Raw genomic sequence first — 25,334 nt, 5'->3', positions numbered from 1 at the left:
ACAACAGGAGGAGTCGTCTCATGAAGTTGTCCAAGGTTTTGATGTCATTACTATCTGTGGTCTTGTTAGCGGGGCTGTTTACTGGCTGTACCTCAAAGAAGGATGAGCCAGCTGCCAGCTCTGATCCAAAGGCCGTGGAAGGTGAAATTACGGTTATCACACAGCGGACAGATATTGTGGATACGGTATTTCAGGACTACGCCAAGGAATTTAACAAGCTTTATCCGAACGTGAAGGTCAATTTCCAGGCATTGGCCGATTATGATGGTCAAATTAAAATTCGGATGGGGACCAGGGATTACGGGGATGTTTTGCTGATCCCTGGCAGTATTCCAGTTGAAGAGCTGCCCAATTTTTTCGAACCACTGGGTACTTATGAGGAGATGAAAAACAAGTATACCGGCATTGAAGAACGTACGGTGGATCATAACAGCTACGGTATTCCGATTGCGATGGTTTACTCTGGTGTGATTTATAACAAAAAGGTGTTCAAGGACGCAGGAATCACGCAGCTTCCCAAAACACCGGACCAATTCCTGACAGCGTTACAGCAGATTAAGGACAAAACCAAGGCAGTGCCGCTGTTTACGAACTATGCCTCTGGTTGGGCACTGACCCAGTGGGAGTCTAGTCTGGCAACATTGGCGGGTACAAAGGAATACGTGAATGTCACACAACCGAATACAGATGACAATTTCACAAAGGGCCAGCCTCACTATGAACTGTATAAGGTCCTATACGATGCAGCTAAAAAAGGCCTGATTGAAAAAGATCCAACGACTACGGATTGGGAGACCTCCAAGGCAGATCTTGCTCAAGGCAAAATCGGTACGATGGTGCTTGGCTCTTGGGCAATTGACCAGATCAAAAGCACAGCTCCTAACAAGGATGATATCGGTTTTATGCCATTCCCGACGAATGCCTCCAAGGTACTTGTACCGCTAGCTGGTGATTTTAACCTCGGTATTAACGTAAACAGTGAAAATAAACCAGCGGCCCGTGCCTGGGTGGACTGGTTTACCGAAAAGTCCAACTATGCTGTAGAGCAGGCAGGCAGTATTAGTCCGCTGAAGGGTGCTCCAATGCCTAGCATTTTGAAGCAATACGAAGATCAGGGGGTCGTTTTTGAAACACTTACTCCATCTCCAAAAGGACAGGAAGGAATTGTTGATAAAATCGACAAAATGGGCGAAATTGGTTTGTGGCAGCCTGATTTCAAGAAACGCATTATTGAGGCAGCGGTGGGTAACCGCCCGGAATCGTATGACGCCATTATGAAAGATCTGAACGATGCATGGGTGAAGGCGCGTGCTGAAGTGGCTGCTAAGGAAGCAAAATAGCCATCTGAACTGACGAAAAGAAAGGATCGACGTAGCAGTCGATGGACGGATAGCCAGGAGGTGCAGCATGTTAAAATTTTCGAATCTCAGCTACTCCAAACAAAGATTGGCGATTATTGTTGCCTTTTCATTTATTCCGCTAGCGCTGCTGATCACTTTTGCGTACTTGCCAGTGATCAATATGTTTAAGTACAGCTTTTCGGACTGGAACGGCTATAGTAAGCGTCTGGAATATGTGGGTTTTGAAAACTATATCAAAATCTTTACCGATCCCGAGTATTTCTCGGTGTTTAAGGTCAGTCTGTATTACTTTGTAGCCACGTTTGTACAGATGGGTCTGGCCCTTTATTTTGCAAGCATTCTCAGCTTTCAGACCTGGTTTAAAAATTTCTTTAAAGGCGTTTTGTTTTTTCCTTCCCTGATGAACGGGGTGGCCATTGGTTTTATTTTTCTATTCTTTTTTAAGCCAGATGGCACGCTCGATACACTGCTTCAGGCAGTGGGGCTGGGTTCGTATGTCAAGCTGTGGCTGGGCAACCCGGAGATTATCAATATTTCGCTGGCGGGCACGTCGATCTGGAGATACATGGGCTTTAACTTTATTGTGTTTCTAGGTGCGATTTCTTCCATATCCAGTGATCTGTATGAAGCAGCCGATATCGATGGGGCCAACCGCTGGCATCAGTTCCGCTCAATTATTTTGCCGAGCATCAAGCGGATTTTGCAGTTGAACCTCATCTTGGCCATTAGCGGTGCGGTCAGTGCATTCGATATTCCGTATATTATGACCGGTGGCTCCAATGGTAGCGAAACATTCGTCATTCAGACGCTTGATGTGGCATTCAAATACAGCAAGGTCGGTTTGGCCTCGGCGATGGCGGTTGTTCTGCTGCTGATCGTAATCGCTGTTACGCTGCTTCAACGGTTGCTAATTCGGGGAGAGGAGGACTAATCATGTATAAGCTGAAAAGAATACTGGCTAGCAGCATCAAGTATGCGGCGCTACTACTAGGTGCGTTCATTGCACTGCTGCCGATTGTCGTAATTTTGTTTGCATCTTTGAAGACGAAGACTGAATATGCGGCAACCAGTCCTCTGACTCCCCCCGTGAACTGGCTGAATTGGGCTAACTATACCAAAGCCTTTATTAACGGAAATATGCTGACCGGATTTGTGAACACAGCTTTTATCCTGTTGATTTCGATCATCGGAGCCACGTTGACGGGTTCCATGATCGCGTACATTTTGAACCGCTTTAAATTTAAGGGCAAAAGTCTTATGCTGGGTGCGTTCCTGCTCGCAACCCTCATTCCGGGGGTAACGACACAGGTATCGACATTTCAAATTATCAACAAGTTGGAGCTGTTTAACACGCCTTGGGCGGCGATCTTGCTGTATTTGGGAACGGATATTATTGCGGTGTATATTTTTCTGCAATTTCTGGATTCCATTGCGGTGGCGCTGGATGAATCGGCCATGCTGGATGGGGCCTCCTATCTGACGATCTATTGGCGCATTATCTTGCCCCTGCTGAAGCCTGCCATTGTGACGGTGATCATTATCAAGGGCGTTAATATTTACAACGACTTTTACACCCCGTTCCTGTATATGCCCAAAACAAGCCTTCAGGTCATATCGACGGCGCTGTTCAAGTTTAAAGGACCCTATGGATCACAATGGGAAGTCATTAGCGCGGGCATTATCATTGCCATTATTCCGACGCTGATTGCGTTTTTATCCTTACAAAAATATATCTATAACGGATTCGCTCAGGGTTCGGTGAAATAGAATAACGTCGAAATAAAAAAAGATGAGATCAAGTATCTCGGTGAGAGGAGAATATACGTATGAATAAATTGAATGTGGATTTGGGAGTAAATAGCGTGCGAATTTTGGGAGACAGTCTGCCGAAAATGCCGTGGCAGGATAAGCCAGAGGGCGGTGAGGCTCCGGTATGGAGACATACTGAGAATCCGGTCATTGGGCGGAATCCGGTGCCGGGCATTGCCCGTATTTTCAACAGTGCAGTAGCTCCGTATGAAGGCCGGTTTGTAGGGGTATTCCGGGCTGAAACAATTAACGGACGTCCGCATTTGCATCTAGGCTGGAGTGACGACGGGTTGGCTTGGGACATTGAGACAGAACGTTTGCATTTGGTTGATGAGGAAGGGAACGATTACCAACCTAACTATGCCTACGATCCGCGTCTGATCCGCGTGGAGGATACGTATTATATCATCTGGTGTACAGATTTTTACGGTGCAGCGTTGGGGATCGCCCAAACAAAGGATTTTAAAAGTTTTGTACGATTGGAAAATCCGTTCTTGCCGTTTAATCGCAACGGAGTGCTGTTACCTCGCAAGCTAAACGGAAACTTTATGTTGTTATCCCGTCCGAGCGACAGCGGTCATACGCCATTTGGCGACATTTTTCTGAGTGAAAGTCCTGACTTGGTCTATTGGGGCAAGCACCGCCATGTCATGAGTAAAGGCGGACAGGGCTGGTGGCAATCGGTAAAAATTGGCGGCGGACCGGCACCGATTGAGACGACTGAGGGCTGGCTGATGTTCTATCACGGGGTGACAGGCACGTGCAATGGGCTGGTATACAGCATGGGGGTAGCTGTTCTTGATCTGGATGATCCATCTAAGGTTAAATATCGTTCTTCCAACTTCGTGCTGACCCCGGAGGAATGGTACGAGGAGCGGGGCTTTGTGCCGAATGTGGTGTTCCCGTGTGCTACGCTGCATGATGCGGACACCGGGCGGATTGCGATTTATTATGGAGCTGCTGACACGTATGTAGGTATCGCATATACGACAGTGTCCGACATTATGAAGTATGTCATCGCAACGGATGAAGTGGTCGCAGACGACCGTGAGTCGGGCCGGATGTAGCATGTAGGAGGGAACGTGAATGCCGGAGGATATGTCTTTACAGCAATTGCAGTCGTACATGGGGAGCAGCCCAAAGCCTCCTGATTTTGACGCATACTGGGAACGGGCATTACAGGAGTTGGAGCAGCAACCGCTTGATTATACACTGGAGCCTGCTGATTTTGTCTCTCCGCTGGTGGAGTGTTACCATCTATATTTTACCGGAGTGGGCGGAGCAAAGGTTCATGGGAAGCTGGCTCGTCCCAAGCACCTTACGGAACAAGGTCCAGCTTTGGCCATGTTTCATGGATATTCCTGCGACAGTGGTGATTGGTTCGACAAGGTAAGCTACGCGGCACACGGATTTACCGTGCTGGCTATGGATTGCCGGGGGCAAGGAGGGCTGTCCGAGGACAATTTGCAGGTTCAAGGAACGACGGTGCGCGGCCATATCATCCGAGGGATTGACGACCCGGACCCGGATCGGTTGTATTACCGCAATGTATTTTTGGATACCGTGCAGACGGTGCGCATTCTGATGTCTATGGAGCAGGTCGACCCTGAACGGATCGGCGCATTTGGCTGCTCTCAGGGAGGGGCCTTAACGGTTGCCTGCGCTGCATTGGAGCCACGTGTCCGTATGGCAGTTCCGGTATATCCGTTCCTGTCGGACTATAAAAGAGCTTGGGCGCTGGATGCCACTACATCTGCATATGAAGAACTGGTTTATTATTTTCGTTGGTTTGATCCGAACCATTTGCGCGAGGAGGAACTATTTCACCGACTAGGCTACATCGATATTCAACATTTGGCAGACCTTATTCGTGGTCGTGTGTTGTTTGTGACAGGGCTGTCGGACATTATCTGTCCACCCTCCACGCAGTTTGCGGCGTACAATAAAATCGTATCAGACAAGGAAATACTCCTGTATCACGAATATGGTCATGAATACTTACCTTATCTGTCGGATCGTGCCATGAGTGAATTTTTGCGGCTGTAGGGGGTTGAACTTAGCCACAGGCTCCTTTATAGTAATAGCTATAACCTTCGTGAATGCGTAATAAATGAATGCCCCATTTGTATAACCTCAATAATATGGTTTGAGGGTCTCTACCAGGAACCGATAAATCCTGATTACAAAAAGTGTACGTCTTGTACATTTCTTGTGGTCAGGATTTTTTTGCGTCATACGAGGGAATTTACATGACAGCAAAGGAGCTAATGTAATGAACTTCAAAGTAGTTATTTTAACAATTGCGACCTTTACGGTGGGGTTGGTGGAGCTGATTATCGGTGGCGTGCTACCCCAAATTGCACAGGATTTGAATGTCTCCGTAAGCACGGCAGGACAGCTTATCATGATCTATGCGCTCGTGTATGCTATTGCTGGGCCCACTTTGTTAGCGTTGACCGCCAAAATTGAGCGAAAACGACTGTACCTGTGGTCGATGTTTATCTTTATTCTGGGAAGTCTGCTGGCCTTCTGGAGTCCGAATTATGCTGTCTTATTTGTATCCCGTATCGTTACCGCTGCAAGCGGGTCGCTGATCGTGACATTGTCATTGACCATTGCAGTCAAAGTGGTGTCCAAGGCTTATCAGGCCCGTGTCCTCGGTGTCATCTCCATGGGGGTTAGCTCCTCCATCGTTCTAGGTATTCCAGCCGGGGTGCTGATTGGAAATGCGTTTGGCTGGCGGGTGCTTTTCCTGATCATTGCCTTGTTGACGGTCATTGCTATGATCGTTATCAACTTGTTTATGGAGCGGATTCCGACAGAACATGTTGTGCCTATGCGTGATCAATTGAAATCCTTGAAAAATGTTAAAGTGATCAGTGCTCATCTGGTGACCACACTGACACTGGCGGGCCATTACACGTTATATGCGTATTTCACTCCGTTTTTAGAAAATATGATGGGTTTAAATGCTTCGTGGGTTAGTGTGGCCTATTTTGTCTTTGGGCTGGCGGCAGTGAGCGGTGGTTTTATTGGCGGTTCTTTGGCAGATCGGTTCGGCACAGCGAAAAGTATTCTAGTCGTCGTAGGCGTGTTTATCGCCGTGATGTTCCTGCTGCCACTCTCAATCCACTCGGTTTATGTATTTGCGCCACTATTGATCATCTGGGGCATACTGAGTTGGGCCTTGTCGCCCCCGATGCAAAGCTATCTTATTGAAAATGCGCCCGAATCGGGTAGTATTCAGCAAAGCTTTAATTTCTCCGCACTCCAGGTCGGGATCGCTCTGGGTTCTGCCTTGGGAGGCGTAGTAATTGAGAATAGTGAATCTGTTGCCACAAACGCTTGGGTGGGTGGGGCATTTGTGATTGTTGCTTTTGTCTGCGGCGTATTTTCGATTACCAGAGTCGGGACATCGCAGGCTGTCAGAGGGCACCACTCTGTTTCATAGTTCGCTGAACCATCGCCCTCTTTTATAATACGAGCAAACATGATATACTACACACAATTATGAAGAAGGAGGTGAGGTAGGTGAATCACGAGATGCTGAACAACCGTATTAGCCAGCTGCCGATTGCTATGGCTGGCATTGTTCATGCTTTTCCATACAACGGGAGAAGTCTGTCCAATTTTAATCATATGGTTGTAAACATCGCGAGAAGACGCCTACCTTAACTCGAACGGATTGCTGTATCTTCCGAAGAGTCGCGGGGTTGCTCCTGCGGCTCTTTTTGTGTTACCCGGGTAAGGGTCTTCCTAAATAAAGGAGAGCCTGAACATGTATATAGTTAACGGTCAACAATTGAAAAAATACCACGCTGCCAATCTGATTTTGGATGGTGCATCGTTTGAAATCCATATGGGAGAAAAGGTGGGACTCATCGGCCGCAACGGAAGCGGTAAAACCACCCTATTACGCCTGATCGCACGTTTGTCCCGCCCGGATGAAGGGCAGCTCGTCATCGCCAAGGATGCGAAAATCGGCTATTTACCGCAAATTCCGGCGGAGTTTGAGAGCTTCACCGTGTACGAAACGCTGGCTTACGCCTATCGTGAGCTGAAGGATTGCCGCAATCAGATGAGCACACTGGAACGGGAAATGTCAGATCCGATTGTGGTAGCGGATACGGGTCTTCTGGAGAAGCTGCTGCAATCGTATGCTTCCCTACAGGAACGGTTTGAGCGCAACGGCGGCTATGAAATGGATGCAAATATTGATCAGGTAGCGGATGGTCTGCGTATTCCCAAAGGAATGTATACGCGCAGCTTCGGCTCGCTGTCTGGTGGAGAGAAAACAAAAATAGCGCTGGCATCACAGCTCATCGGACGACCGGATTTGCTGCTGCTGGATGAGCCGACCAACCATCTGGATTTGAAAGGGCTGGAATGGCTGGAGCAATTTTTGCAGGGCTACACAGGCGCGTGTGTGGTTGTATCTCATGATCGTTATTTTCTGGATCGGGTTGCCGTTAAAATGATTGAGCTTGAGGATGGCGAGGCGTTTACGTATTATACGAACTACAGCGGCTACGTTAAGGAAAAGGAAGAACGATTGCTACTGCAATTTGAAGATTATAAGGAACAGCAAAAGCGAATCAAAAAGATGAAAGAGGCCATTCGGCGTTTTGAAGAGTGGGGTCGCAACGGTGATAACGAAAAGTTTTTCAAAAAAGCAGCATCCATTCGTAAAGCACTGGAGCGTATGGAGCTGGTGAAGCGGCCTGTACTGGACCCGCAGGGGGCAGAATTTCACTTAAAACTGGAGGATCGTTCCGGTCGCCGAGTGCTACAGTTTGAAGATATTGTTAAAGCTTATGGAGAGCGTCAGATATTAAGCGGGGCAACGGGCAGCCTGGAATTCGGTGAAAAGGTAGCCTTGTTGGGCGATAACGGCGCAGGTAAAACGACGCTGCTCAAGCTGTTGCTTGGTCAGGAAAGCGTAGATGCAGGCACGGTCCAGTGGGGCACGCGCGTAGAGTACGGATATTTGGCGCAGCAAGAGAGAGAACGGAATAGCCGGGCGACTGTGCTTGCTTACTTCAAGGAAGAAGCAGGGGTGGAAGAAGGCGAGGCACGCGGATTGCTAGCGAAGTATTTATTTTACGGTGCCGATGTGTTTAAACCCGTGAGCATGCTGTCCGGTGGCGAATGGTCCCGCTTGCGGCTGGCGTTGCTGGTCATGAAAAAGCCAAATTTGTTGGTGCTGGATGAGCCGACGAACCACCTGGACATTGACTCACGCGAGGCGCTGGAAGAAGCGCTGGACACCTACACGGGAACGGTGCTGGCGATTTCGCATGACCGCTACTTTGTGAACAAGCTGGCAGGGCGCGTGTGGGAGCTGGAGGCTGGAAAGCTGACCTTTTATCTAGGTAGCTTTGATGAGTACCGAGCGAAGAAGCGTGAGCTGGAGAACGCTCGTTTACAGAGCGACGGGGATACCGGGACACGCCCGACATCTGCAAGCAGAGCCGCATCGGGTGGCAGCTCAGGCTCGGGCACAGCTGCACATTCTAGCGCAGCGAGCAATGGCGCGGGGACGGCTGCGCGGGCAGGAGCGACCAGCGGAGCCGATGCGAGCTGTGCTCGCTCCGGGTCGGCAGGTCGCTTGGGGGCACCCGGAGCGAAGGCCGCGAAGCCAACCCGCTCGCCCGCTGTGTCCAGCGAGCGCTTGGAGCGAGCGATTGCCGCCAAAGAAGCAGAATTGGCGGCGACAGATGCCGAGCTGGAGCTGCTCGGCACAAGCAGCGACACGATGCACATGGCGGAGCTGTGGGACGCGCGTGAGAGACTGCAAGCTGAGCTGGACACGTTGCTCGGCGAGTGGGTTGAACTGGAGTAGGTGACAGACCGGTTGCTGGAATGGCAACGGTATATTTACTATAGAGGGTAGTCCTGAGGTAGAACGTTTACTGAAGGGCTACCTTTTTTTACAGTGTAAAGAAAGACAAAGATATCCTTAAAAAATTAATGACCATTAATTAAGATAAATGGTATTGATGTATTATTGTTATTATATTTTACATATAAAGAGAGTTGTTTGCATTTCGCAACATGTGATACTTTTTAAATGAATAAATAATATGAGTCATTGTTAAAAGAAGTTTATGTTATCCATCATGATCTTACATATCAAATGCACGCGTTGGGACTATGTTGTGATTTGTTATGGATGGAGGGAATCGTATGTCGGACTTCTTACTGGAGGTCAGTCAGGTAACGAAAAAAATGGGGAAAAGGCATTTGTTAGACCGTGTTTCCTTTAAGCTTCAGAAAGGGAAGATATATGGATTCATCGGACCTAATGGAGCTGGCAAAACCACAATGATGCGAATCATGACCGGATTAATGCAGCCAACCAGCGGCTCTGTAAAGATAGCTTCATATGATGTACAGACGGATCGGAAAAAGGCGTTGTCCAAGGTGGGGGCTATTATTGAATCTCCAGTCTTTTTTGATTATATGACAGGCAGACAGGTTTTGCGCAATTTGTCGCGGTTACACTCTGAGATTGCGCCCTCAGATCGGGAGATACATATTGAAGAGTTGCTTACAAAGGTGAGGCTGGAAACACGGGGAGATGACAAGGTGAAAACCTACTCGCTGGGAATGAAGCAAAGGCTAGGTATTGCGCAGTCCATGCTGGGTGCTCCAGAGCTTTTGTTGCTGGATGAACCGTCCAATGGACTTGATCCTATGGGAATGCGGGAGCTGAGAGATATTGTGCTTCAACTACGTGATTCAGCGAATTATGCCTTTTTTATCTCCAGTCATCTGTTGGATGAACTGCAACAGATGTGTGACGAGCTCATTGTTATCAAAGAGGGCAGGCTAGTTTGGCAGGGGCCTGCTGATCAACTCGTGGAGGACGGTCAACGGCTAGAGGATGCTTTTATGGGATTGATGGGACTATGAAATCATTAATATACAGTGAGTTCGAGCGATTATGGAGACGAAAGTGGTTCTGGCTCATGGCGTTATGTACGCCGATCCTAGCCTGTTCAACAGGAGTATATTTCTTGCGCACGAGGAAGGTTCCTGTAGAGGTATTATCTTTAAACTTTGTCGTTACTGGTCTGCGTGAGAATTTGTTTTTAGTATGCAACATAGCTGTAGCTGCTTTAGCTGCTGCTGTATACACAGAGGAATTTCGAAGCGGGCAACTGCGTTTGTTATTTGTGCGCCGATTTACCCGCGGGCAGATTTTCTGGAGTAAGTTACTGGTTTTGAATGCGTCTATCTTGTTTCTTCTCATTGCATTTGCAGTATCCTCGCAGGTGATCGTCGAAGTATGGACTCTGTCATATGATATAAGTGATGCGGGGCTGTCTGGATATCAAGGACTGCAGATGCTTGAATACTATGGTTGGGCACTTGCCTCATTATTAGCAATAAGCTCCTTCTATTGTTTTATCGCGATGTACAGCAAAAGTGTAACGTATGCCATCGGTGTTTGTATGGTATACAATCTGGGCTCTCTGTTGTTTGATTCATTGTATTTAAAACTGGCCTCTTTTGTTTCTCATATCCCATACCTGCACAATGTGATCGCATTTATGATTGTTCCGTATATGCAGCATACAGGATTAGATAGGTCCTTAATGGGGAATTTGTCTGTGAATGGGGCGATTATTACCGTTGTTAGTCTATATCTTATCTTGTTTACTTGGGGCGCATACCGCCGTTTTGTGACCGATGATTATCTGTATTAGGGGGATTTCCTCATGCTAGCAATCTGGCAAAGTGAAATGGAACGGATTTGGAATCGCAAATCCACTCTTTTATTATATATAGCCTATATATTCCTCGTGGTTGCAATTATATGGAGCCATAAAGTAACGGGTACGAAGGTCTTACGTTTTGGTGAAGGAACTGTGGTCGTAAATAATCTGAACCTGCCGTGGCTGATGATGAGTGAGGTTGCTTTATTTCTAATTACAGCAATCCTGCCCATTCTGTACGTGGATCAGTTAAGCGGCGATCTCTATTCTGGAGCGTATAGGCTATATATGCTACGACCGTATCGACGTTTTCAGTTTTGGCTTGCCAAGTTGCTCGCACTATCGGCCTCAACGGTCATTTTTATGGGGACAAGTTTGCTTATAGGTGTATTCGCTGGATGGCTGTTTTTCCCGCACAGCTCTACTTTTTTTAAATATGGTTCATCTATTGCCTCTTCCCCCTCAGACGCCGTACTCTACATACTTTCGTTTTATTTGGTATTAATGCTGGTTTGCTTGGTAAAGCTCATGTTGAGTAGCGCTGTATGTTTATTTATGTCACGGCCGCTATTTGCTTATATAGTGATTCTTATCCTATCCGTATTTCTCTTCGACTTGTTTAGGCCACTCATTATGTTAATGGACCCATTTCAGCAAATAATGCTTGCTTTAAGAGTAGAGGGTTCCTTTAATTTTTGGATGTGTGCAGGAGGGTTGATTCTGATAAGTATCATGATTAGTTTTACACGATGGCAAAAAAAGATTATTTAGAAATAAGACTATGTAACCTGAACATCATAAAAGTAAAAGAAAGATCCAATCGACCGCTTGAGGTCAATTGGATCTTTTTTTAATATTCAGTCCCCCAGAGCCGATTTTATTATTGTAATGCTTGAAATCCGTTGTATCGTTTCTTTTCCATAAGGGACGGGTATTAATTGTTTAGTCCTGCATAGATTGACATAGGGGAAAAGGAGGTATGAGCATGTGGAGTTGGGCCAAAAAGCTGTCTACACTGGCGGCGATCCTTTTGTTGGCTGTTTTTGTGAGCGCATGCAACAAGGGCGATGATTCAGGTAAGGTGAAAATTGAATTCTTTCAAAACAAGCCGGAGGCCAAGGGTTCATTCGATAAGCTAATCTCTCAATTCAATCAGGAACATCCCGGTATTGAAGTGACACAGGTCAATCCGCCAGAGGCAGAGACCGTGTTATTGACACGGGTTGTCAAAAACGATGTACCTGACATTGTGGGGCTTGGGGCCACCGATACCTACTCCATTTTGGCACAAAGCGGTATTTTTACGGATCTGGCGAATACAGAATTGCCACGTACGATTGATCCGTTCTACCTCAAGATGCTTAAGGATGTGACCGGGGTCGATCCCGTGTATGGAATTCCTTATGCTGCGAATGCGAATGGTGTGATGTATAACAAAACGCTTTTTAAAGAAATGGGATTACAGGTGCCCAAAACATGGGATGAGCTGATTGCAACAGCGCAAAAGATCAAGGCTGCTGGCAAAATTCCTTTCTATTTTACATATAAAGATGATTGGCAAACGAACCTCCCCTTTAATGCGTTGGGTCCGAATCTGGTGGGCATTGATTTTTTCCTGCAACGGCGTGAGAATCAGGTCACCTTTCAGGACAAGTACCGCGAGATTGCGGAAAAGCAGCTGGAGCTACTGAAATACGGACATAGTGATAATTTTGGCAAAAACTATGCCGACGGCAATCGTGCCTTCGCTAACGGGCAGGGATTGATGTACATTCAGGGCTCGTGGGCCATTTCTGAAATTCGCAAAGCCAACCCGAAAGTGGAGCTTGGTTTTTTCCCATTACCGACAGGGAATGACGCAAAGGCGGTCAAGCTGGTGTCTGGTATAGATACGCTATTAGCCGTATCGGAGAGCACTCCGCATAAAAAGGAGGCCGAGGAGTTCATTGCCTTTTTGTTGAAGCCAGAGAATAGCAAGCAATACATTACAGAGCAAACGCTGTTTTCGGCGGTGAAGGGAGTCACGCAGGATGATCCAAGTGTGGCGGAGCTATTGCCGTATTTTAAATCAGGCCGTGTCATTGATTTTGCCGATCATTATATTCCCAAAGCGGTCCAATTGAATTCTATTGTGCAGGCTTTCCTGCAAAACGGAGACATCGATGCCTATCTAGCCAAGCTCGACCGGGAGTGGAATAAGGTAGCTAACCGCCGATAAGAGAGGAGGAGGAGACATGAATAAGCGACTAACGACTTTTTACTGGATGACGGTGCCGGCGGTGCTTTTGTTTTTTGTATTTTTGACCTTGCCTGCCTTGCAGGGATTTTATTATTCACTCACGAACTGGAACGGCTTTGGTCATCAGTATCACTTTGTCGGGTTTAAGAACTATATTAATTTGTTTCAGGACGACAATGTGGGGAACGCTTACTGGTTTACTTTCAAGTTTGCGATTGTGGTTACCATTGCCACTAATATCCTTAGTTTGCTGATTGCGATGGGGCTAAACGCTAAAATACGGTTTCGTAACTTTTTCCGGGGGATTTATTTTCTGCCTAATATTTTGAGCGTGCTGATCGTGGGTTACATATTCAATTACTTATTCTCAAACGTGTTTACGATTTGGGGGCAAAATTTAGGTATTACCTCATTGTCGACGAACATTTTGGGCAGCGAACAACTGGCTTGGGTGGGGGTTGTCGTCGTAGCTGTATGGCAGGGGATTGCCTTTAATACGATTCTCTATCTGGCTGGGCTGCAAACCATTCCGACAAGTCTGTATGAGGCGTCCAATTTGGACGGTGCGGGTAAATGGCGCGAATTCTGGAGCATTACCTTTCCATTAATTGCCCCGTTTTTTACGATCAATATGGTATTGGCGATGAAAAATTCCTTGATGGTGTTCGATCAGATCGTGGCTTTGACGAATGGCGGGCCGGGACGGGCCACTCAGTCGATATCCCACCTGATATACACCGGGGGCTTCAGAGGCGGAGAATTTGCTTATCAGTCGGCTAACTCTGTTATTTACTTTATTGTGATCGCGATCATTTCCATCTTACAGCTGCGATTCCTCCAGAGAAGGGAGATGGATAACTGATGAAAACAAGCAGACGTACGAACTGGCCTGTACTGCTTCTGGTAGCATTGGGGACAATATTTATTCTGTTTCCTCTCTATATGACGGTGACGATAGCCCTTAAAAATCCCGAGCAGATGGCACATTCTGCCTTTGCCTTTCCGACCGAACTGCATTGGGAAAATTTTAGTCGTGCAGTGGAAATGACCCATTTCTTCAGCGCTTTTCAGAACAGTGTGATGGTCACGACATCGACGGTCATACTCACTTTGCTAACCAATTCGATGGTCGCTTATGCGATTGCCCGTAATATGCAGCGACGCTTTTTTAAGGGATTATATTTTTATTTTGTGAGCGCCATGTTTATACCGTTCCCCATCATCATGTTGCCGATTGTAAAACTGGCCTCGGGCCTTCATATGACTAATCTGTTGGGTCTCATTATGCTGCATACGGTGTATGGTTTGGCGTTTAATGTCTTCGTGTATGTCGGTTATATTCGCTCCATTCCGGTAGCGTTGGAAGAGGCAGCCACGGTAGATGGTGCGACGACATGGGGCACTTTTTGGCGCATTATATTCCCGCTGATGGCGCCGATTAGTGCTACGGTGGGGATTCTCACTTGTCTGTCCACCTATAACGACTTCCTGCTGCCGCTCATTATTATCAGCGATGCGGAGCAATATACACTGCCGCTCGTACAGTATGTGTTCCAAGGACAGTTCAACACAGACTTCAATCTGGCTTTTGCCTCGTACCTGATGGCTTTGCTGCCGATGATTATCGTCTATCTGATTGCACAAAAATGGATTATCAATGGCGTTACGCAAGGTTCTGTGAAGTAGGGCAGGAGCCAATCGTTTTAGGCAGACCGTGCCTTACCAGGAAAATAAAAAGGGGCTCCCTATACCACGGTTCACACAGGTATAGAGGACCCTCTTTTTATAGCATTACTATTTAGATGCTTCGCTGTTGCTTGTCAGAGGCTGCAAGGATACGGTTGTCTCTGCTTCCGGGTCGTCCGTTGTATAGTAGAACATATAGATAGAAGCTTCCTTCCCTTTGAAGTTCTTGTAGACATCCACTGCCTTGTTATTGCCGTCTCCGGCAAAATTGGCTGTGATCGGCTTGCCAATGATCCGTTCTTTACCCAGGCTAATATGCGTCTGGTTAATCCCTCCAAAGTGAGCGTCCTCGCTTTCGGTTTCTACGAATAAGTCTGATTCCTGTTTGTAGTAAGTCCACTTCACAGGATAGCCACCTATTTGCGTCGTTAGTGTCTGCTTCTGGTCAGATATATCAGTTAAAAGCTGTGGTGTTTTGTCATCCGAATGGATCGTGACTTTATATTTGCCTGTAAAAGTAATAGGAGTGTCCTTGGTAATCACAAGATGGGACGGTCGTTCAAAACGGATCGTATTCAGATCGTGCTCCTGATCAGGTGAAGACCAACGGTTACCCTCTAACGTTGTGCCGTTCACAGAAAGAAAGTACTTTTGATAAGGTAACATGGCGAATTTCTCCTTGCTTCTGATCGTGACACGGATTTGTGTAGGTGTGACAATCATTTGTTCTAGCAAAACATTCCGATTGTCTTTTTCCAATGGGGTATTCAGCACGCTTTTAATCGTCCCGCTTTCCATCTTCTTCTTGCTTAGCTGCAGGTCGAATTTTATGGGTTCATGTATACTTTTCTCAGTTTGCGCATATTGCAGTTTGAAAGCAGTCTGTCCTTCCGGTATATCTGCTTTAGAAAAATACTGCTGGGCTGTATACTCCCCGTTATCTCCGGGTTTGCCAAAAGTCCCCCCAGGCTGCGACATCACGGGCTCACCGCCTTGGTAAGCAACGATTTGTGGATTGTCCCATTTCTTGGGTATGGAGGAATCGAAGGTGATTGCCGAGGACAGCATCAGCTTATCCTTCCCTTGTTGAAATACCTGTACCTTCATATCTTGTAAGCCGTTACGATCCAGCTTGAATGTCTGCATCTGAGGCGATGTGACATCGAGCGGCAATTCCAGTTCCTGAACGCTGGTGAGCTCTATATGATCTACGGTCAGCCGCATGTTCTCTGTTTCTTGCTGCGGTGTCCAGTCACTTTCAAAGTATCCGTTGTACCGTTGATTTTTCGGGTCCCATTGCTGAAAGTTATATTCCCCTGCACTGCTTTCCCCCGCAGCACCTTTTAGCGATACACCTTTGACATTCCAAAACTCGTTCTCTGCCCGTTTTCCGACCTCCAAGCTGTACAGAATCACGGTCCGGTTCTCATCGACAATAGCGGTATGCAGCGTCAGCTTCACTCCGTCTCTGGTTACGGATTGCTCCAAGGGCTGTCCAAGGTCTTGATTTAGTGCCGTCTGAATGCCGCTTCTTCCGTGCAGCAGATTGCCCCAATTATAATGGATGGCGGCATAGACGGGAACGGCAACGAGAAGCGCACTCAGAGAGGCAGCGACAGCTATTTTGCGCCAATTTCTGTGTCGGTGCGGGGTAAATGAATCGGAAGCATCAGTCAGAACGGGGGTGGTCTGTCCTGCTTGTTCCATCCGAGTCCACATCTCATCGAAGTCAGGATAGGCCATTTCCGAATCATTATTTAACTTGCGCTTCAATGCCTTTTCCACGTTGTTCATAGTTCTCTCCTTCCATCTCGGGAATTTCTACACCTGCATCCCGCAGTATTTGCTCCAATAACTTTAGTCCTTTGTGAGTCCTCGATTTGACGGTTCCCAGCGGAATTTCCAGCAGTTTTGATATTTCTGCCAGTGTGAAATCATGCATATAGCGGAGGGTCAGCACAGCGCGGATTTTGGCTGGAAGGCGATTCATATAAACGATCCATTCTTCTGTCGATTCGCGTTCTTCCACCAGCTTGTCTACAGGCTTACCTTCCGCCCCGCTAAATAAATAGGGATTAGCCGATACTTTCAAATGCAGGCTTTTCCGGCGTTTAAGGTAATTCAGACAATGATTGACCGTAATTTTCATAATCCAGGCTTTTAGTTGTTCGATCTGTTCACGATTGCTGCGAAACAGGGTGATAAACACTTCCTGCGTTAAATCCTCTGCATCCGATGCGTTATGTACCATGTAGTAGCAGGTTCGGTATACATCTCGTTGATACAAATCAAACAACTCTCGATTACTCTCCAATGATGTGCTCTCCTTTCTTGTGCAGTTTATCTATATAACAACTGAGGCCCTCATAAGGTTCATTTGGTTGCGAAAAGTAAACCGTCTGATTCGATATATTTTGTTTTTCTTCAAATGTATCACACGAAAAAAGAAGCCTGTAAATCTCAAAAGTTCAGATTTACAAGCTTCTTATGTTTTGCAAAGCTAGACCCTACGGAATGAATATTTCCTCACGCAAAACCAGGTTAACAGATAGATTGCCGATATCTTTCTGCTTAGTCAGCCAGTCGTACAAGCGTTCTTCCTTGCGAGCGGGCTGCAAGGATGTCTTCGAGCGCGCTGGGCAGGTCGGCCAATCCGACTTCGCGCTCAACGAGCTGCTCTAGCTGTTCCGGCTTCCATTCGCTGCCAAGTCGCTTCCAGATCGCTACACGGGTGTCGTATGGGCAGAAGACAGAGTCTATGCCCAGCAGACTTACGCCGCGCAAAATAAACGGCAGCACCGTCGTAGGCAGCTTGGTTCCTGCCGTCAGGCCGCTCACGGCAACGGAGCCGTTGTAGGCGATCTGGCTGAGCAGCGAAGCGAGCGGCTTTCCGCCTACAGGATCAACAGCCGCTTGCCAAAGCTGCTTGCTCAGCGGGCGGATGCTCTCCGCGCCGTCGTAGACCTCCTCGCGAGAAATAACCTCGGCTGCTCCGAGCGCCTTGAGGTAATCATGCGCATCGGCCTTGCCACTGCTGGCTACGACATGATAGCCTCTCTTGTTCAGCAAGGCAATAGCTGCCCCGCCTACGCCGCCCGTCGCTCCGGTGACAAGTACCTTCCCCTGCTCCGGAGTAACGCCGTTTTGCTCCAGCCGATATAACGACAGGGCCGCGGTGAATCCGGCTGTCCCGAAAATCATCGCCTCTCTCGGCGTGAGTCCGTCTGGAAGTGGAACCACCCAGTCCGCAGGCACGCGTGCATATTGGCTGAATCCTCCGAATTGAGACACACCCAGCCCGTATCCGGTAACGAGCACCGCTTGTCCTTCGCTAAAGCGGCTATCCTCCGAAGAGACGACGGTTCCTGAGCAATCTATGCCTGGTACGAACGGATAGGATTTGACGATATTGCCATCCTTGCGGGCAGCAAGCCCATCTTTATAGTTGATGCTGGAATAAGCGACACGAATCAATACTTCTCCAGCAGGTAAACTGCTAGCTTCCAGAGAACGCACCTCTGCTTGAACTTCACCGTCCTGCGTCTGATCAACGACAAGGGCTTGAAATGATTGAGTCATCTGTAAAAGCCTCCTTTATTACCTTTTAACCCTATGAATGTCCTATATATTCCCTCTTTAATTCGTGAATTATGCTTAGGAAGCGTACAACAATTTTCACAACCTGTCAGCGGCAATGCTCACAGGCTCGTATTCTATTATACTCTTTAGCTCATAATTGCGTCGATAAGCCCAGATTTGCCGGTATATTCTTGTAATATCCTGTTTCAATAAAGTTCGATAATCAATTATAAAGAGGGTGATAAATGAATTCTTACGCATTTTGCAAATCATTTTACGTAAACGGGATGTATTTTCAGAATGACTATGCTAACATACCTTTTGATCGTTAAATAAATCTATGAAGAAAGGTGAATGAATGACAACCAGAGCACTAAAAAATGGTTCGGTATTGTCCGAAGCCAAGGAACTGAATTTGTTCCGTTTGACATGGCCTATTTTCCTTGAATTATTCCTGTTTATGTTAATGGGAAGCGTCGATACATTCATGCTCAGCTCTGTATCTGATAATGCAGTGTCGGGTGTGGGCGCGTCCAATCAAATTATTTCAATCGCTATCCTTGTACTGGAGGTTATCGGCAACGGCGCTGCTATCGTCGTAGCTCAATATATCGGTTCTAAGAAACTAGTCGAAGCGGCCCAGGTTACAGGTACGGCCATTACGTTGAATTTGATGGTAGGTCTTTTGCTAAGCGTAATTTTTCTTGTGTTTGGTACGCATATGTTGCAATGGTTGAATGTCCAGGGGGACATTCTTACGTATGCGGAATCCTATATGAGCATCGTCGGGGGGGCTATTTTCCTTCAGGCATTGATTAACGCGCTGGCGGCGACCATTCGTACGCACGGTTTTACCAAAGAAACGATGTATGTATCGGTTTTTATGAACGTGATCCACGTGGTCGGCAACTATGTTTTGATTTTGGGGCATTGGGGAATGCCAGCACTCGGTGTAGAAGGTGCTGCTATTTCTACAGTAGGTAGCCGCTTTATTTGTCTCTTGATCTTCTTCTGGCTGATGTACCGGGTCACTGAGGTTCGTGTCGAGTGGAAATATTACGTTCACTTGTCCAAAAAGTTTATCTCTAAAATATTGCGTATTGGTGTACCATCCGCGCTGGAGTCTATCATGTATCAGTCGTGTCAGCTCATATTCACACTGTATGTGACCTATCTGGGCGCAGAAGCGATGGCGACACGTCAATATGCCAATAATATTTCGAGCTATATTTATTTGTTCAGTATGGCCGTTGGTATGGGAACGGCTATCGTAGTGGGAAGGCTCGTGGGAGCCAGAGAGAAGGATACGGCTTATAAACGTGTATTGAACAGTGTGAAATGGGCGCTACTCGTGACTGTGATTATTGATGCGGTGGTTATCTTTTTCCGTGTACCTTTGCTCGGTTTATTTACAGAGAACCCTGAAATTATCCGCTTAGGAGCGCAAGTCATTTTACTTAGCATTCTGCTAGAAACTGGCCGGACGACGAATATCGTCATTATTAACTCGTTGCGTGCTGCTGGAGATGCCAAGTTCCCGGTTTTTATGGGACTAATCTCTATGGTCTGCATGAGCTTGCCGCTGGGTTATCTGCTGGTGTTCAAGCTGGATATGGGGCTCGCCGGTGTGTGGCTGGCGATTGCTGCTGATGAATGGACTCGTGCTGTCATCATGTATGCCCGCTGGAAAAGCCGGTTATGGGAAAAGCATGCGCTGATCGAGCACGATACACCAGATCAGTCTGCAACGCCTGTTCCAGCACACTGATCCGAGTAGTATTTAGGGCCAACTGGAACCTAGCTTTTCGATAGAGTTGTATACGTGGAGGCAGTTCAAGAGAACATCTTGAACTGCCTCTTTTGCTGCCGGGAGAACCATCCTTTTATACAGTGGCACGATAGGCAATTTTGAAGTTCAACTTATATCATAATGGCTTTCATAAATAGAAGTCTGGTAAATTTACTAAAAAAAAGATATACTTTTGTTGCACTAACGCAGTACATGAAAGACAAGGAGTGTACCGATGAAGAAGCCGACGATTGAAGATGTTGCCCAGAAGGCAGGAGTGTCTAAAAGCACTGTCTCGCAATTTCTGAACAAACGATATAAATATATGAGCGACCAGACAAGGGACCGGATTGCCGAGGTTATTCAAGAGCTGAATTATCAGCCTAACGGGCTGGCCCGCAGCTTGAAGCAGAACCGGACGTTTATGGTGGGAGTCATTGTAGCCAACATTGATTATACGCTGTCGATCCAGTCTATCCGTGCGATTGAGGAGGAATTGCAGCTTTTTGGCATTCAGGTGATCATTTGCAACGCCGATGAAAACCCCGACAAGGAAGGCCAGTATATTGAGATGCTCAAGGCCCGTCAAGTGGACGGCTTAATCATCTTCCCGACAGGAAAGCATGCAGACATTTACAACCAGCTCATTCGTGAAAAGTATCCATTGGTGTTTTTGGACCGCTTGGTGGACGGTGTCAATACACGTAGCCTGCTGCTGGATAACGAAATGGCGATTAAGCTGGCGATTCAGGAACTTGTGGCTCACAAGCATGAGCGAATTGCGCTGATTACCTTGCCCCTTGGCTTGAATCGGATTACTCCACGAGTGGAGCGGCTCAGCGGATACAAGAAGGCGTTGGAAGAGCATGGTATGCCATTTCGAGAAGAATATATGCACAGCGTGCCGAGAGAAGAAATCCAGCAGACGCTGAAGGAGCTTTTCCAACTGCCTGAGCCGCCGACTGCGCTGTTGGCCGGGAATGATATCGTGTTGGCTGAGGTGTTGAAGTATGTGAATGCCCGCCGTATACGCATTCCGGCAGAGCTGTCCATTATCGGAATTGACGATGCGGAGTTTGCCCATATTTACAATCCGCCGATTACGACCATTACGCAACCGATTGCGGATATGGGGAAGCAGGCGGCAAAAACGCTGCTGTCCAGTATTGAGGAAGGCGGCGAATCGGTTCCGATTATTTACCGATTTGTGCCGGATATCAATCGGGGAGAATCCGTCAAAACGCTGTAGACGAGCATCATGTCTTATATTATAAAATAGCCCGTATTCCTTTGTACGACCTGAGTATGCGTATGCTGCTCAGGTCACACAAATGCGAATACGGGCTATTGGAAGTTAAGCCGACTTTGGATGCGGCCTTTGTTGAGCTTGCGCTCATAGCAGTGAAGGTTACGCGGGGGATGATCCCGGACTAATTTGTGCTGGCGCTGAGCAAAAAAGATTCCAGTTCGGCTCGCGTCGGATAGCCATCCATGTCTCCGGCTGACATGACAGCCAGCGCACCAAGTGCATTACCGCGTTTGACTGCCTCTGCCAGGGGCAAGCCTTCCAGTAGCGCGCTGATAACACCTGCGGCAAATCCGTCACCCGCACCGACGGTATCCACGACATGATCTACGCGGAAGCGTTTGACATATCCCTCAGCATCTGCAGATTTGTAATATGCGCCTTCGGTTCCCAGCTTGATGATGACCAGTGAGGTACCACGGTCAAGGTAGAACGAAGCAATATCCTCGGGCGAAGTATAGCCCGTCAATATTTTACCTTCATGAATCCCCGGTAGAAGCCAGTCGCATCCCTCAGATGCTTCGTTAATCGCCTCCACCATCGTTTGTGTGTCAGGCCATAATTTGGGTCTTAGGTTAGGGTCGAAGGATACAGTTTTGCCTGCCTTCTTCATGAATTGCCGCGCATGTCGTGCGAATTCGCGGCATTCAGCGGAGAGGGCAACGGAAATACCTGTAAAATGCAGATGGCGAGCCCCGGCAAAGTAAGCTTCGTTAAAATCAGCGATGCTCAGTGTGGAAGCGGCGGAATGCTTGCGGAAGTATTCCACCTCGGGGTCCCCACTTATAACTTTGGATTTAATCAGCATCCCGGTAGAGTGGTCTTTGGTAAACATGACATTCTGGGTGTCGATTCCTTCCTGACGTAGCGCATCGGCAATGAACTTGCCGAACGTATCCTCGCCGAGTTTGGTTACGAGTCCGGCACGTAGCCCCAAACGCGACAAACCTGCCGAAACATTCGTCTCTGCCCCGGCCAACGCTTTGGTGAATGAACGCACCTCATCCAGAGAGCCTGCTTCATTGGCGTAAAACATGGCCATCGGTTCTCCGAAGGTAACAGCATCCAATGTTGCGGTCATTTGAATTCCTCCTTGTGTTTAGTAAACTTAATCTGTAAGCGCATGCACCAACTGAATAAATTGAAATTATCACATAAATCGGTTTTTCACAATGATGAAGTTGATATATTTGCTAAAAACTTTTTGGGTAATATAGATAAAAAAATGTGGTTTTGTTTATCAAAAGGTAAAAAACGTGTGAAACTTCGTGTGTATTAAGGGTTTTTCTAGGAAAATCGAAGTTTTAGGTTGACACTCCCTTAGATAATTATTACAATTCTAGCTAAGAAGTAGAGTTAGAAACCGCTTTTACAACAATTCCGTTGATAAAAAAGTTTATCTAAACAGGAGGAATGTTTTTATGGAAATGCGTTATTCAACTCATCCCGAACATGCCAAACATTTTACGACTGAAGAGTTGCGTCAGCACTATCTAATCCAGGAACTGTTTGTACCTGAGGAGGTAAAGCTGGTCTATACGCATGAAGATCGTGTCATTATCGGGGGCATTTATCCCGTGAATAAATCTGTTGCACTGGAAGGTAACGATCAAATCAAAGCGGAAACTTTCCTGGAGCGCCGCGAACTGGGCATTTTTAATGTTGGGGGTAGCGGTACGGTCAAGGTGGACGGTGAAACTTACGAGCTGGCCACAAAAGACTGTCTCTACGTAGGTAAAGGTGGCAAGGAGTTGATCTTTGAAAGCGATTCCAGTGAAAAGCCTGCGAAATTTTATATTGTTTCAGCTTTGGCTCATACCACGTATCCGACGACGAAGCAGTCTTTTGCCGATGTACCTTCTGAAAGTCTGGGTTCGCAGGAATCAGCCAACAACCGTACGTTGCGTCGCTTTATCCATGATGAAGGCATTCAAAGTTGCCAATTGGTTATGGGGATGACGACGTTGGAAAACGGCAGTGTATGGAACTCTATGCCAACACATGTTCATGACCGTCGTATGGAAGTATATTTCTACTTTGAACTGGATGAGAACGCAAGAATGTTCCACCTGATGGGTGAACCGAACGAAACGCGCCATCTGGTAATGAAAAATGATGAAGCCGTTATTTCTCCACCTTGGTCTATCCACTGTGGTGCGGCTACGGGCAGCTATACCTTCATTTGGGGCATGGCCGGTGAAAATAAAACATACAAAGACATGGATCAGGTTGCCATGAGCGAGTTGCGTTAATCCGATTAGTGTATTGGAGCGTAAACCTGCAAGCGGCTGAGGTACATGGTCATCCCATTCGTGGAAAGGATCAGGAACATGACGAAAAAGAAAGTTTTGGAACATATCACTTCGGTAGGTGTCGTCGCAGTCATTCGGGGAAACACAGCGGAGGAAGCGTATCTCATGTCTAAAGCCTGCATTGAAGGCGGCTTGGATAATATTGAGCTTACATTTACGACGCCGGATGCGGATCAGGTCATTCGAAGATTGAAAGACGAATTTAAGGATCGGGCAGTGATTGGTGCAGGAACGGTACTGGAGTCACTGACGGCGAGAATTGCTATTCTGGCCGGAGCAGAGTTTGTCGTGAGTCCTTCTTTTGAAGAAGAAACAGCGAAGCTATGCAATTTGTACGCGATTCCTTATATGCCTGGCTGTATGACGCTGAATGAGATCAAGGAAGCCATGAAATTGGGCAGCGATGTCGTGAAGTTGTTCCCGGGAAGTGCGATGGGAGCGGACTTTGTTAAGGCCGTTAGAGGTCCGATGCCTCATGTACAGATTATGCCAACGGGTGGCGTTGATCTGGACAATATGGAAACCTGGTTGCGTAACGGATGTGTAGCCGTGGGAATTGGGGGTAATTTGACGGCTCCAGCCAAAGAGGGTCGCTACGACTTGATCACAGAAAATGCAGCACGTTATGTAGCTAAATATAAAGAAGTACGCGCAGCGCTGTAGGCTTCAGGAAATATAGGTTTTTATACTAATTTGTGATGGAGGCGTAGGCATGGGTCTGGACCATTTTTCATTAGATTTTTTCAGTCTAAAAGGTAAAACGGCGATTGTAACAGGAGGCAACACTGGTTTGGGTCAAGGGTATTCCGTAGCTTTGGCCAAAGCGGGTGCAGACCTGTTCATTGTAGCTAACAATGATGAATATGAAGAAACAAGACGTTTGCTGGAGCCAACGGGTGTGAAGGTTGCCTTTTATCAGGCTGATCTGACAGAGAAAGAATCCATTAAAAAAATTGTAGAAGAATGCGTCAATGAATTCGGTAAAATTGATATCCTTGTAAACAATGCAGGTACGATTCGTCGCGCCCCTCTGCTGGAGTATAAAGATGAGGATTGGGACGCTGTCATGGAGATTAACCTGAATGCCGTATATCATCTGAGCCAGGAAGTGGCAAAGGTGATGGTAGAGCAAAAAAGCGGGAAGATTATCAATGTCGCTTCTATGCTTGCTTTTCAGGGTGGCAAATTTGTTCCGCCGTATACAGCGAGTAAGCATGCGGTAGCTGGTTTGACCAAGGCATTTGCGAACGAGCTGGCAGTTCATAACGTTCAGATTAATGCGATTGCGCCGGGTTATATTGCTACGGCAAATACAGCTCCAATCCGTGCGGATGAAAATCGCAATCAAGAAATCCTGTCGCGTATTCCTGCGGGTCGTTGGGGCGATCCGTCTGATTTGATGGGAGTTGTGGTTTTCCTCGCCAGTCAGGGTTCCGACTATATGAACGGTCATATCTTGGCGGTGGACGGCGGCTGGCTGGTACGTTAAGCAGCGCTGGTCGCATCGAAGTTTATGAACTGGAAGCTGCCTC

23 protein-coding genes and 1 riboswitch are annotated in these 25,334 nt (G+C 47.2%); of the genes, 19 read left to right on the top strand and 4 right to left on the bottom strand.

From position 1 onward, the window contains the following. The first annotated feature begins 20 nt into the window (after window positions 1–20). The 14 genes from ACWA2B_RS05770 (at window position 21) to ACWA2B_RS05705 (ending at window position 14,816) form a co-directional block, all read left to right on the top strand. The gene (locus ACWA2B_RS05770) at window positions 21–1,340 is read left to right on the top strand and encodes an ABC transporter substrate-binding protein (RefSeq protein WP_029518689.1); all 1,320 of its coding nucleotides are present in this window, start codon (window positions 21–23) and stop codon (window positions 1,338–1,340) included. A 67-nt stretch (window positions 1,341–1,407) separates the two neighbouring features. Then, on the top strand, window positions 1,408–2,292 hold the full coding sequence (locus ACWA2B_RS05765; protein ID WP_039271802.1) for a carbohydrate ABC transporter permease: 885 nt from the start codon (window positions 1,408–1,410) through the stop codon (window positions 2,290–2,292). Window positions 2,293–2,294: 2 nt separating this feature from the next. After that, window positions 2,295–3,128 carry a carbohydrate ABC transporter permease gene (locus ACWA2B_RS05760; RefSeq protein ID WP_023990883.1) on the top strand — a complete coding sequence of 278 codons (834 nt, stop codon included), beginning with the start codon at window positions 2,295–2,297 and terminating at the stop codon, window positions 3,126–3,128. Between the two features lie 59 nt (window positions 3,129–3,187). Beyond that, on the top strand, window positions 3,188–4,237 hold the full coding sequence (locus ACWA2B_RS05755; protein ID WP_342427445.1) for a glycoside hydrolase family 130 protein: 1,050 nt from the start codon (window positions 3,188–3,190) through the stop codon (window positions 4,235–4,237). Window positions 4,238–4,256: 19 nt separating this feature from the next. Further along, window positions 4,257–5,216, top strand: a complete 960-nt coding sequence (locus ACWA2B_RS05750; protein ID WP_449291789.1) for an acetylxylan esterase — start codon at window positions 4,257–4,259, stop codon at window positions 5,214–5,216. Between the two features lie 57 nt (window positions 5,217–5,273). Then, window positions 5,274–5,373, top strand: a riboswitch (purine riboswitch). A gap of 69 nt (window positions 5,374–5,442) precedes the next feature. Continuing rightward, window positions 5,443–6,621: an MFS transporter gene (locus tag ACWA2B_RS05745; protein WP_449291788.1), complete on the top strand. Its 1,179-nt coding sequence runs from the start codon at window positions 5,443–5,445 to the stop codon at window positions 6,619–6,621. An 80-nt stretch (window positions 6,622–6,701) separates the two neighbouring features. Next, window positions 6,702–6,845, top strand: coding sequence for an RAxF-45 family protein (locus tag ACWA2B_RS05740; RefSeq protein ID WP_165145821.1), 144 nt, complete (start codon window positions 6,702–6,704; stop codon window positions 6,843–6,845). Window positions 6,846–6,948: 103 nt separating this feature from the next. Then, window positions 6,949–9,012 (top strand): ribosomal protection-like ABC-F family protein, encoded by a 2,064-nt coding sequence (abc-f, locus tag ACWA2B_RS05735; protein ID WP_449291787.1) that lies wholly within the window; start codon window positions 6,949–6,951, stop codon window positions 9,010–9,012. A gap of 344 nt (window positions 9,013–9,356) precedes the next feature. Then, a complete protein-coding gene (locus ACWA2B_RS05730) occupies window positions 9,357–10,085 on the top strand; it encodes an ABC transporter ATP-binding protein (protein WP_318627712.1) in 729 nt (242 codons plus the stop codon). Beyond that, window positions 10,082–10,882 (top strand): ABC transporter permease, encoded by an 801-nt coding sequence (locus tag ACWA2B_RS05725; RefSeq protein WP_318627711.1) that lies wholly within the window; start codon window positions 10,082–10,084, stop codon window positions 10,880–10,882. Before ACWA2B_RS05730 ends, ACWA2B_RS05725 begins: the two co-directional genes overlap by 4 nt. Window positions 10,883–10,894: 12 nt before the next feature. Then, window positions 10,895–11,662 carry an ABC transporter permease gene (locus tag ACWA2B_RS05720; protein WP_318627710.1) on the top strand — a complete coding sequence of 256 codons (768 nt, stop codon included), beginning with the start codon at window positions 10,895–10,897 and terminating at the stop codon, window positions 11,660–11,662. 214 nt (window positions 11,663–11,876) lie between these two features. Beyond that, window positions 11,877–13,109 (top strand): ABC transporter substrate-binding protein, encoded by a 1,233-nt coding sequence (locus ACWA2B_RS05715; protein ID WP_449291786.1) that lies wholly within the window; start codon window positions 11,877–11,879, stop codon window positions 13,107–13,109. A 16-nt stretch (window positions 13,110–13,125) separates the two neighbouring features. Further along, window positions 13,126–13,992: a carbohydrate ABC transporter permease gene (locus tag ACWA2B_RS05710; RefSeq protein ID WP_449291785.1), complete on the top strand. Its 867-nt coding sequence runs from the start codon at window positions 13,126–13,128 to the stop codon at window positions 13,990–13,992. Further along, on the top strand, window positions 13,992–14,816 hold the full coding sequence (locus ACWA2B_RS05705; protein ID WP_071643764.1) for a carbohydrate ABC transporter permease: 825 nt from the start codon (window positions 13,992–13,994) through the stop codon (window positions 14,814–14,816). Before ACWA2B_RS05710 ends, ACWA2B_RS05705 begins: the two co-directional genes overlap by 1 nt. Before the next feature lie 108 nt (window positions 14,817–14,924). Here the strand turns inward: ACWA2B_RS05705 and ACWA2B_RS05700 are convergent, their stop codons facing one another. The 3 genes from ACWA2B_RS05700 to ACWA2B_RS05690 form a co-directional block, all read right to left on the bottom strand. Continuing rightward, window positions 14,925–16,610 (bottom strand): DUF4179 domain-containing protein, encoded by a 1,686-nt coding sequence (locus tag ACWA2B_RS05700; protein ID WP_449291784.1) that lies wholly within the window; start codon window positions 16,608–16,610, stop codon window positions 14,925–14,927. Next, window positions 16,570–17,130: an RNA polymerase sigma factor gene (locus ACWA2B_RS05695; RefSeq protein ID WP_449291783.1), complete on the bottom strand. Its 561-nt coding sequence runs from the start codon at window positions 17,128–17,130 to the stop codon at window positions 16,570–16,572. Before ACWA2B_RS05695 ends, ACWA2B_RS05700 begins: the two co-directional genes overlap by 41 nt. A 257-nt stretch (window positions 17,131–17,387) precedes the next feature. Further along, window positions 17,388–18,395: an acrylyl-CoA reductase family protein gene (locus ACWA2B_RS05690; protein ID WP_165145886.1), complete on the bottom strand. Its 1,008-nt coding sequence runs from the start codon at window positions 18,393–18,395 to the stop codon at window positions 17,388–17,390. 358 nt (window positions 18,396–18,753) lie between these two features. Here ACWA2B_RS05690 and ACWA2B_RS05685 point away from each other — a divergent pair, with 358 nt between their 5' ends. Together ACWA2B_RS05685 and ACWA2B_RS05680 are read left to right on the top strand one after the other, a co-directional pair. Further along, window positions 18,754–20,163: an MATE family efflux transporter gene (locus tag ACWA2B_RS05685; protein ID WP_029518669.1), complete on the top strand. Its 1,410-nt coding sequence runs from the start codon at window positions 18,754–18,756 to the stop codon at window positions 20,161–20,163. A gap of 256 nt (window positions 20,164–20,419) precedes the next feature. After that, on the top strand, window positions 20,420–21,433 hold the full coding sequence (locus tag ACWA2B_RS05680; protein WP_029518668.1) for a LacI family DNA-binding transcriptional regulator: 1,014 nt from the start codon (window positions 20,420–20,422) through the stop codon (window positions 21,431–21,433). A 181-nt stretch (window positions 21,434–21,614) separates the two neighbouring features. Here the strand turns inward: ACWA2B_RS05680 and ACWA2B_RS05675 are convergent, their stop codons facing one another. After that, on the bottom strand, window positions 21,615–22,571 hold the full coding sequence (locus ACWA2B_RS05675) for a sugar kinase (RefSeq protein ID WP_039271772.1): 957 nt from the start codon (window positions 22,569–22,571) through the stop codon (window positions 21,615–21,617). A gap of 340 nt (window positions 22,572–22,911) precedes the next feature. Here ACWA2B_RS05675 and kduI point away from each other — a divergent pair, with 340 nt between their 5' ends. The 3 genes from kduI to kduD all read left to right on the top strand — a co-directional run bounded on the left by kduI (window position 22,912) and on the right by kduD (window position 25,291). Beyond that, complete coding sequence (gene kduI, locus ACWA2B_RS05670; RefSeq protein WP_209947685.1) at window positions 22,912–23,742, top strand: 5-dehydro-4-deoxy-D-glucuronate isomerase; 831 nt, start codon at window positions 22,912–22,914, stop codon at window positions 23,740–23,742. 78 nt (window positions 23,743–23,820) lie between these two features. Further along, complete coding sequence (locus ACWA2B_RS05665; RefSeq protein ID WP_029518665.1) at window positions 23,821–24,465, top strand: bifunctional 2-keto-4-hydroxyglutarate aldolase/2-keto-3-deoxy-6-phosphogluconate aldolase; 645 nt, start codon at window positions 23,821–23,823, stop codon at window positions 24,463–24,465. A gap of 49 nt (window positions 24,466–24,514) precedes the next feature. Further along, window positions 24,515–25,291: a 2-dehydro-3-deoxy-D-gluconate 5-dehydrogenase KduD gene (gene kduD / locus ACWA2B_RS05660; protein WP_069010990.1), complete on the top strand. Its 777-nt coding sequence runs from the start codon at window positions 24,515–24,517 to the stop codon at window positions 25,289–25,291. Window positions 25,292–25,334 lie beyond the last annotated feature (43 nt).

The organism is Paenibacillus sp. CMM36, from assembly GCF_053570945.1.
The sequence above is the reverse complement of the archived record's forward strand: the minus strand, read 5'-3'. Positions and strand labels throughout refer to the sequence as shown.

Coding starts and splice junctions, on each gene's coding strand:
- ACWA2B_RS05715 (WP_449291786.1), top strand. CDS start 11,877: ATGTGGAGTTGGGCCAAAAAGCTGTCTACACTGGCGGCGATCCTTTTG.
- ACWA2B_RS05680 (WP_029518668.1), top strand. CDS start 20,420: ATGAAGAAGCCGACGATTGAAGATGTTGCCCAGAAGGCAGGAGTGTCT.
- abc-f (WP_449291787.1), top strand. CDS start 6,949: ATGTATATAGTTAACGGTCAACAATTGAAAAAATACCACGCTGCCAAT.
- ACWA2B_RS05705 (WP_071643764.1), top strand. CDS start 13,992: ATGAAAACAAGCAGACGTACGAACTGGCCTGTACTGCTTCTGGTAGCA.
- kduD (WP_069010990.1), top strand. CDS start 24,515: ATGGGTCTGGACCATTTTTCATTAGATTTTTTCAGTCTAAAAGGTAAA.
- ACWA2B_RS05745 (WP_449291788.1), top strand. CDS start 5,443: ATGAACTTCAAAGTAGTTATTTTAACAATTGCGACCTTTACGGTGGGG.
- ACWA2B_RS05730 (WP_318627712.1), top strand. CDS start 9,357: ATGTCGGACTTCTTACTGGAGGTCAGTCAGGTAACGAAAAAAATGGGG.
- ACWA2B_RS05760 (WP_023990883.1), top strand. CDS start 2,295: ATGTATAAGCTGAAAAGAATACTGGCTAGCAGCATCAAGTATGCGGCG.
- ACWA2B_RS05750 (WP_449291789.1), top strand. CDS start 4,257: ATGCCGGAGGATATGTCTTTACAGCAATTGCAGTCGTACATGGGGAGC.
- kduI (WP_209947685.1), top strand. CDS start 22,912: ATGGAAATGCGTTATTCAACTCATCCCGAACATGCCAAACATTTTACG.
- ACWA2B_RS05725 (WP_318627711.1), top strand. CDS start 10,082: ATGAAATCATTAATATACAGTGAGTTCGAGCGATTATGGAGACGAAAG.
- ACWA2B_RS05685 (WP_029518669.1), top strand. CDS start 18,754: ATGACAACCAGAGCACTAAAAAATGGTTCGGTATTGTCCGAAGCCAAG.
- ACWA2B_RS05720 (WP_318627710.1), top strand. CDS start 10,895: ATGCTAGCAATCTGGCAAAGTGAAATGGAACGGATTTGGAATCGCAAA.
- ACWA2B_RS05765 (WP_039271802.1), top strand. CDS start 1,408: ATGTTAAAATTTTCGAATCTCAGCTACTCCAAACAAAGATTGGCGATT.
- ACWA2B_RS05675 (WP_039271772.1), bottom strand. CDS start 22,571: ATGACCGCAACATTGGATGCTGTTACCTTCGGAGAACCGATGGCCATG.
- ACWA2B_RS05755 (WP_342427445.1), top strand. CDS start 3,188: ATGAATAAATTGAATGTGGATTTGGGAGTAAATAGCGTGCGAATTTTG.
- ACWA2B_RS05690 (WP_165145886.1), bottom strand. CDS start 18,395: ATGACTCAATCATTTCAAGCCCTTGTCGTTGATCAGACGCAGGACGGT.
- ACWA2B_RS05700 (WP_449291784.1), bottom strand. CDS start 16,610: ATGAACAACGTGGAAAAGGCATTGAAGCGCAAGTTAAATAATGATTCG.
- ACWA2B_RS05770 (WP_029518689.1), top strand. CDS start 21: ATGAAGTTGTCCAAGGTTTTGATGTCATTACTATCTGTGGTCTTGTTA.
- ACWA2B_RS05665 (WP_029518665.1), top strand. CDS start 23,821: ATGACGAAAAAGAAAGTTTTGGAACATATCACTTCGGTAGGTGTCGTC.
- ACWA2B_RS05710 (WP_449291785.1), top strand. CDS start 13,126: ATGAATAAGCGACTAACGACTTTTTACTGGATGACGGTGCCGGCGGTG.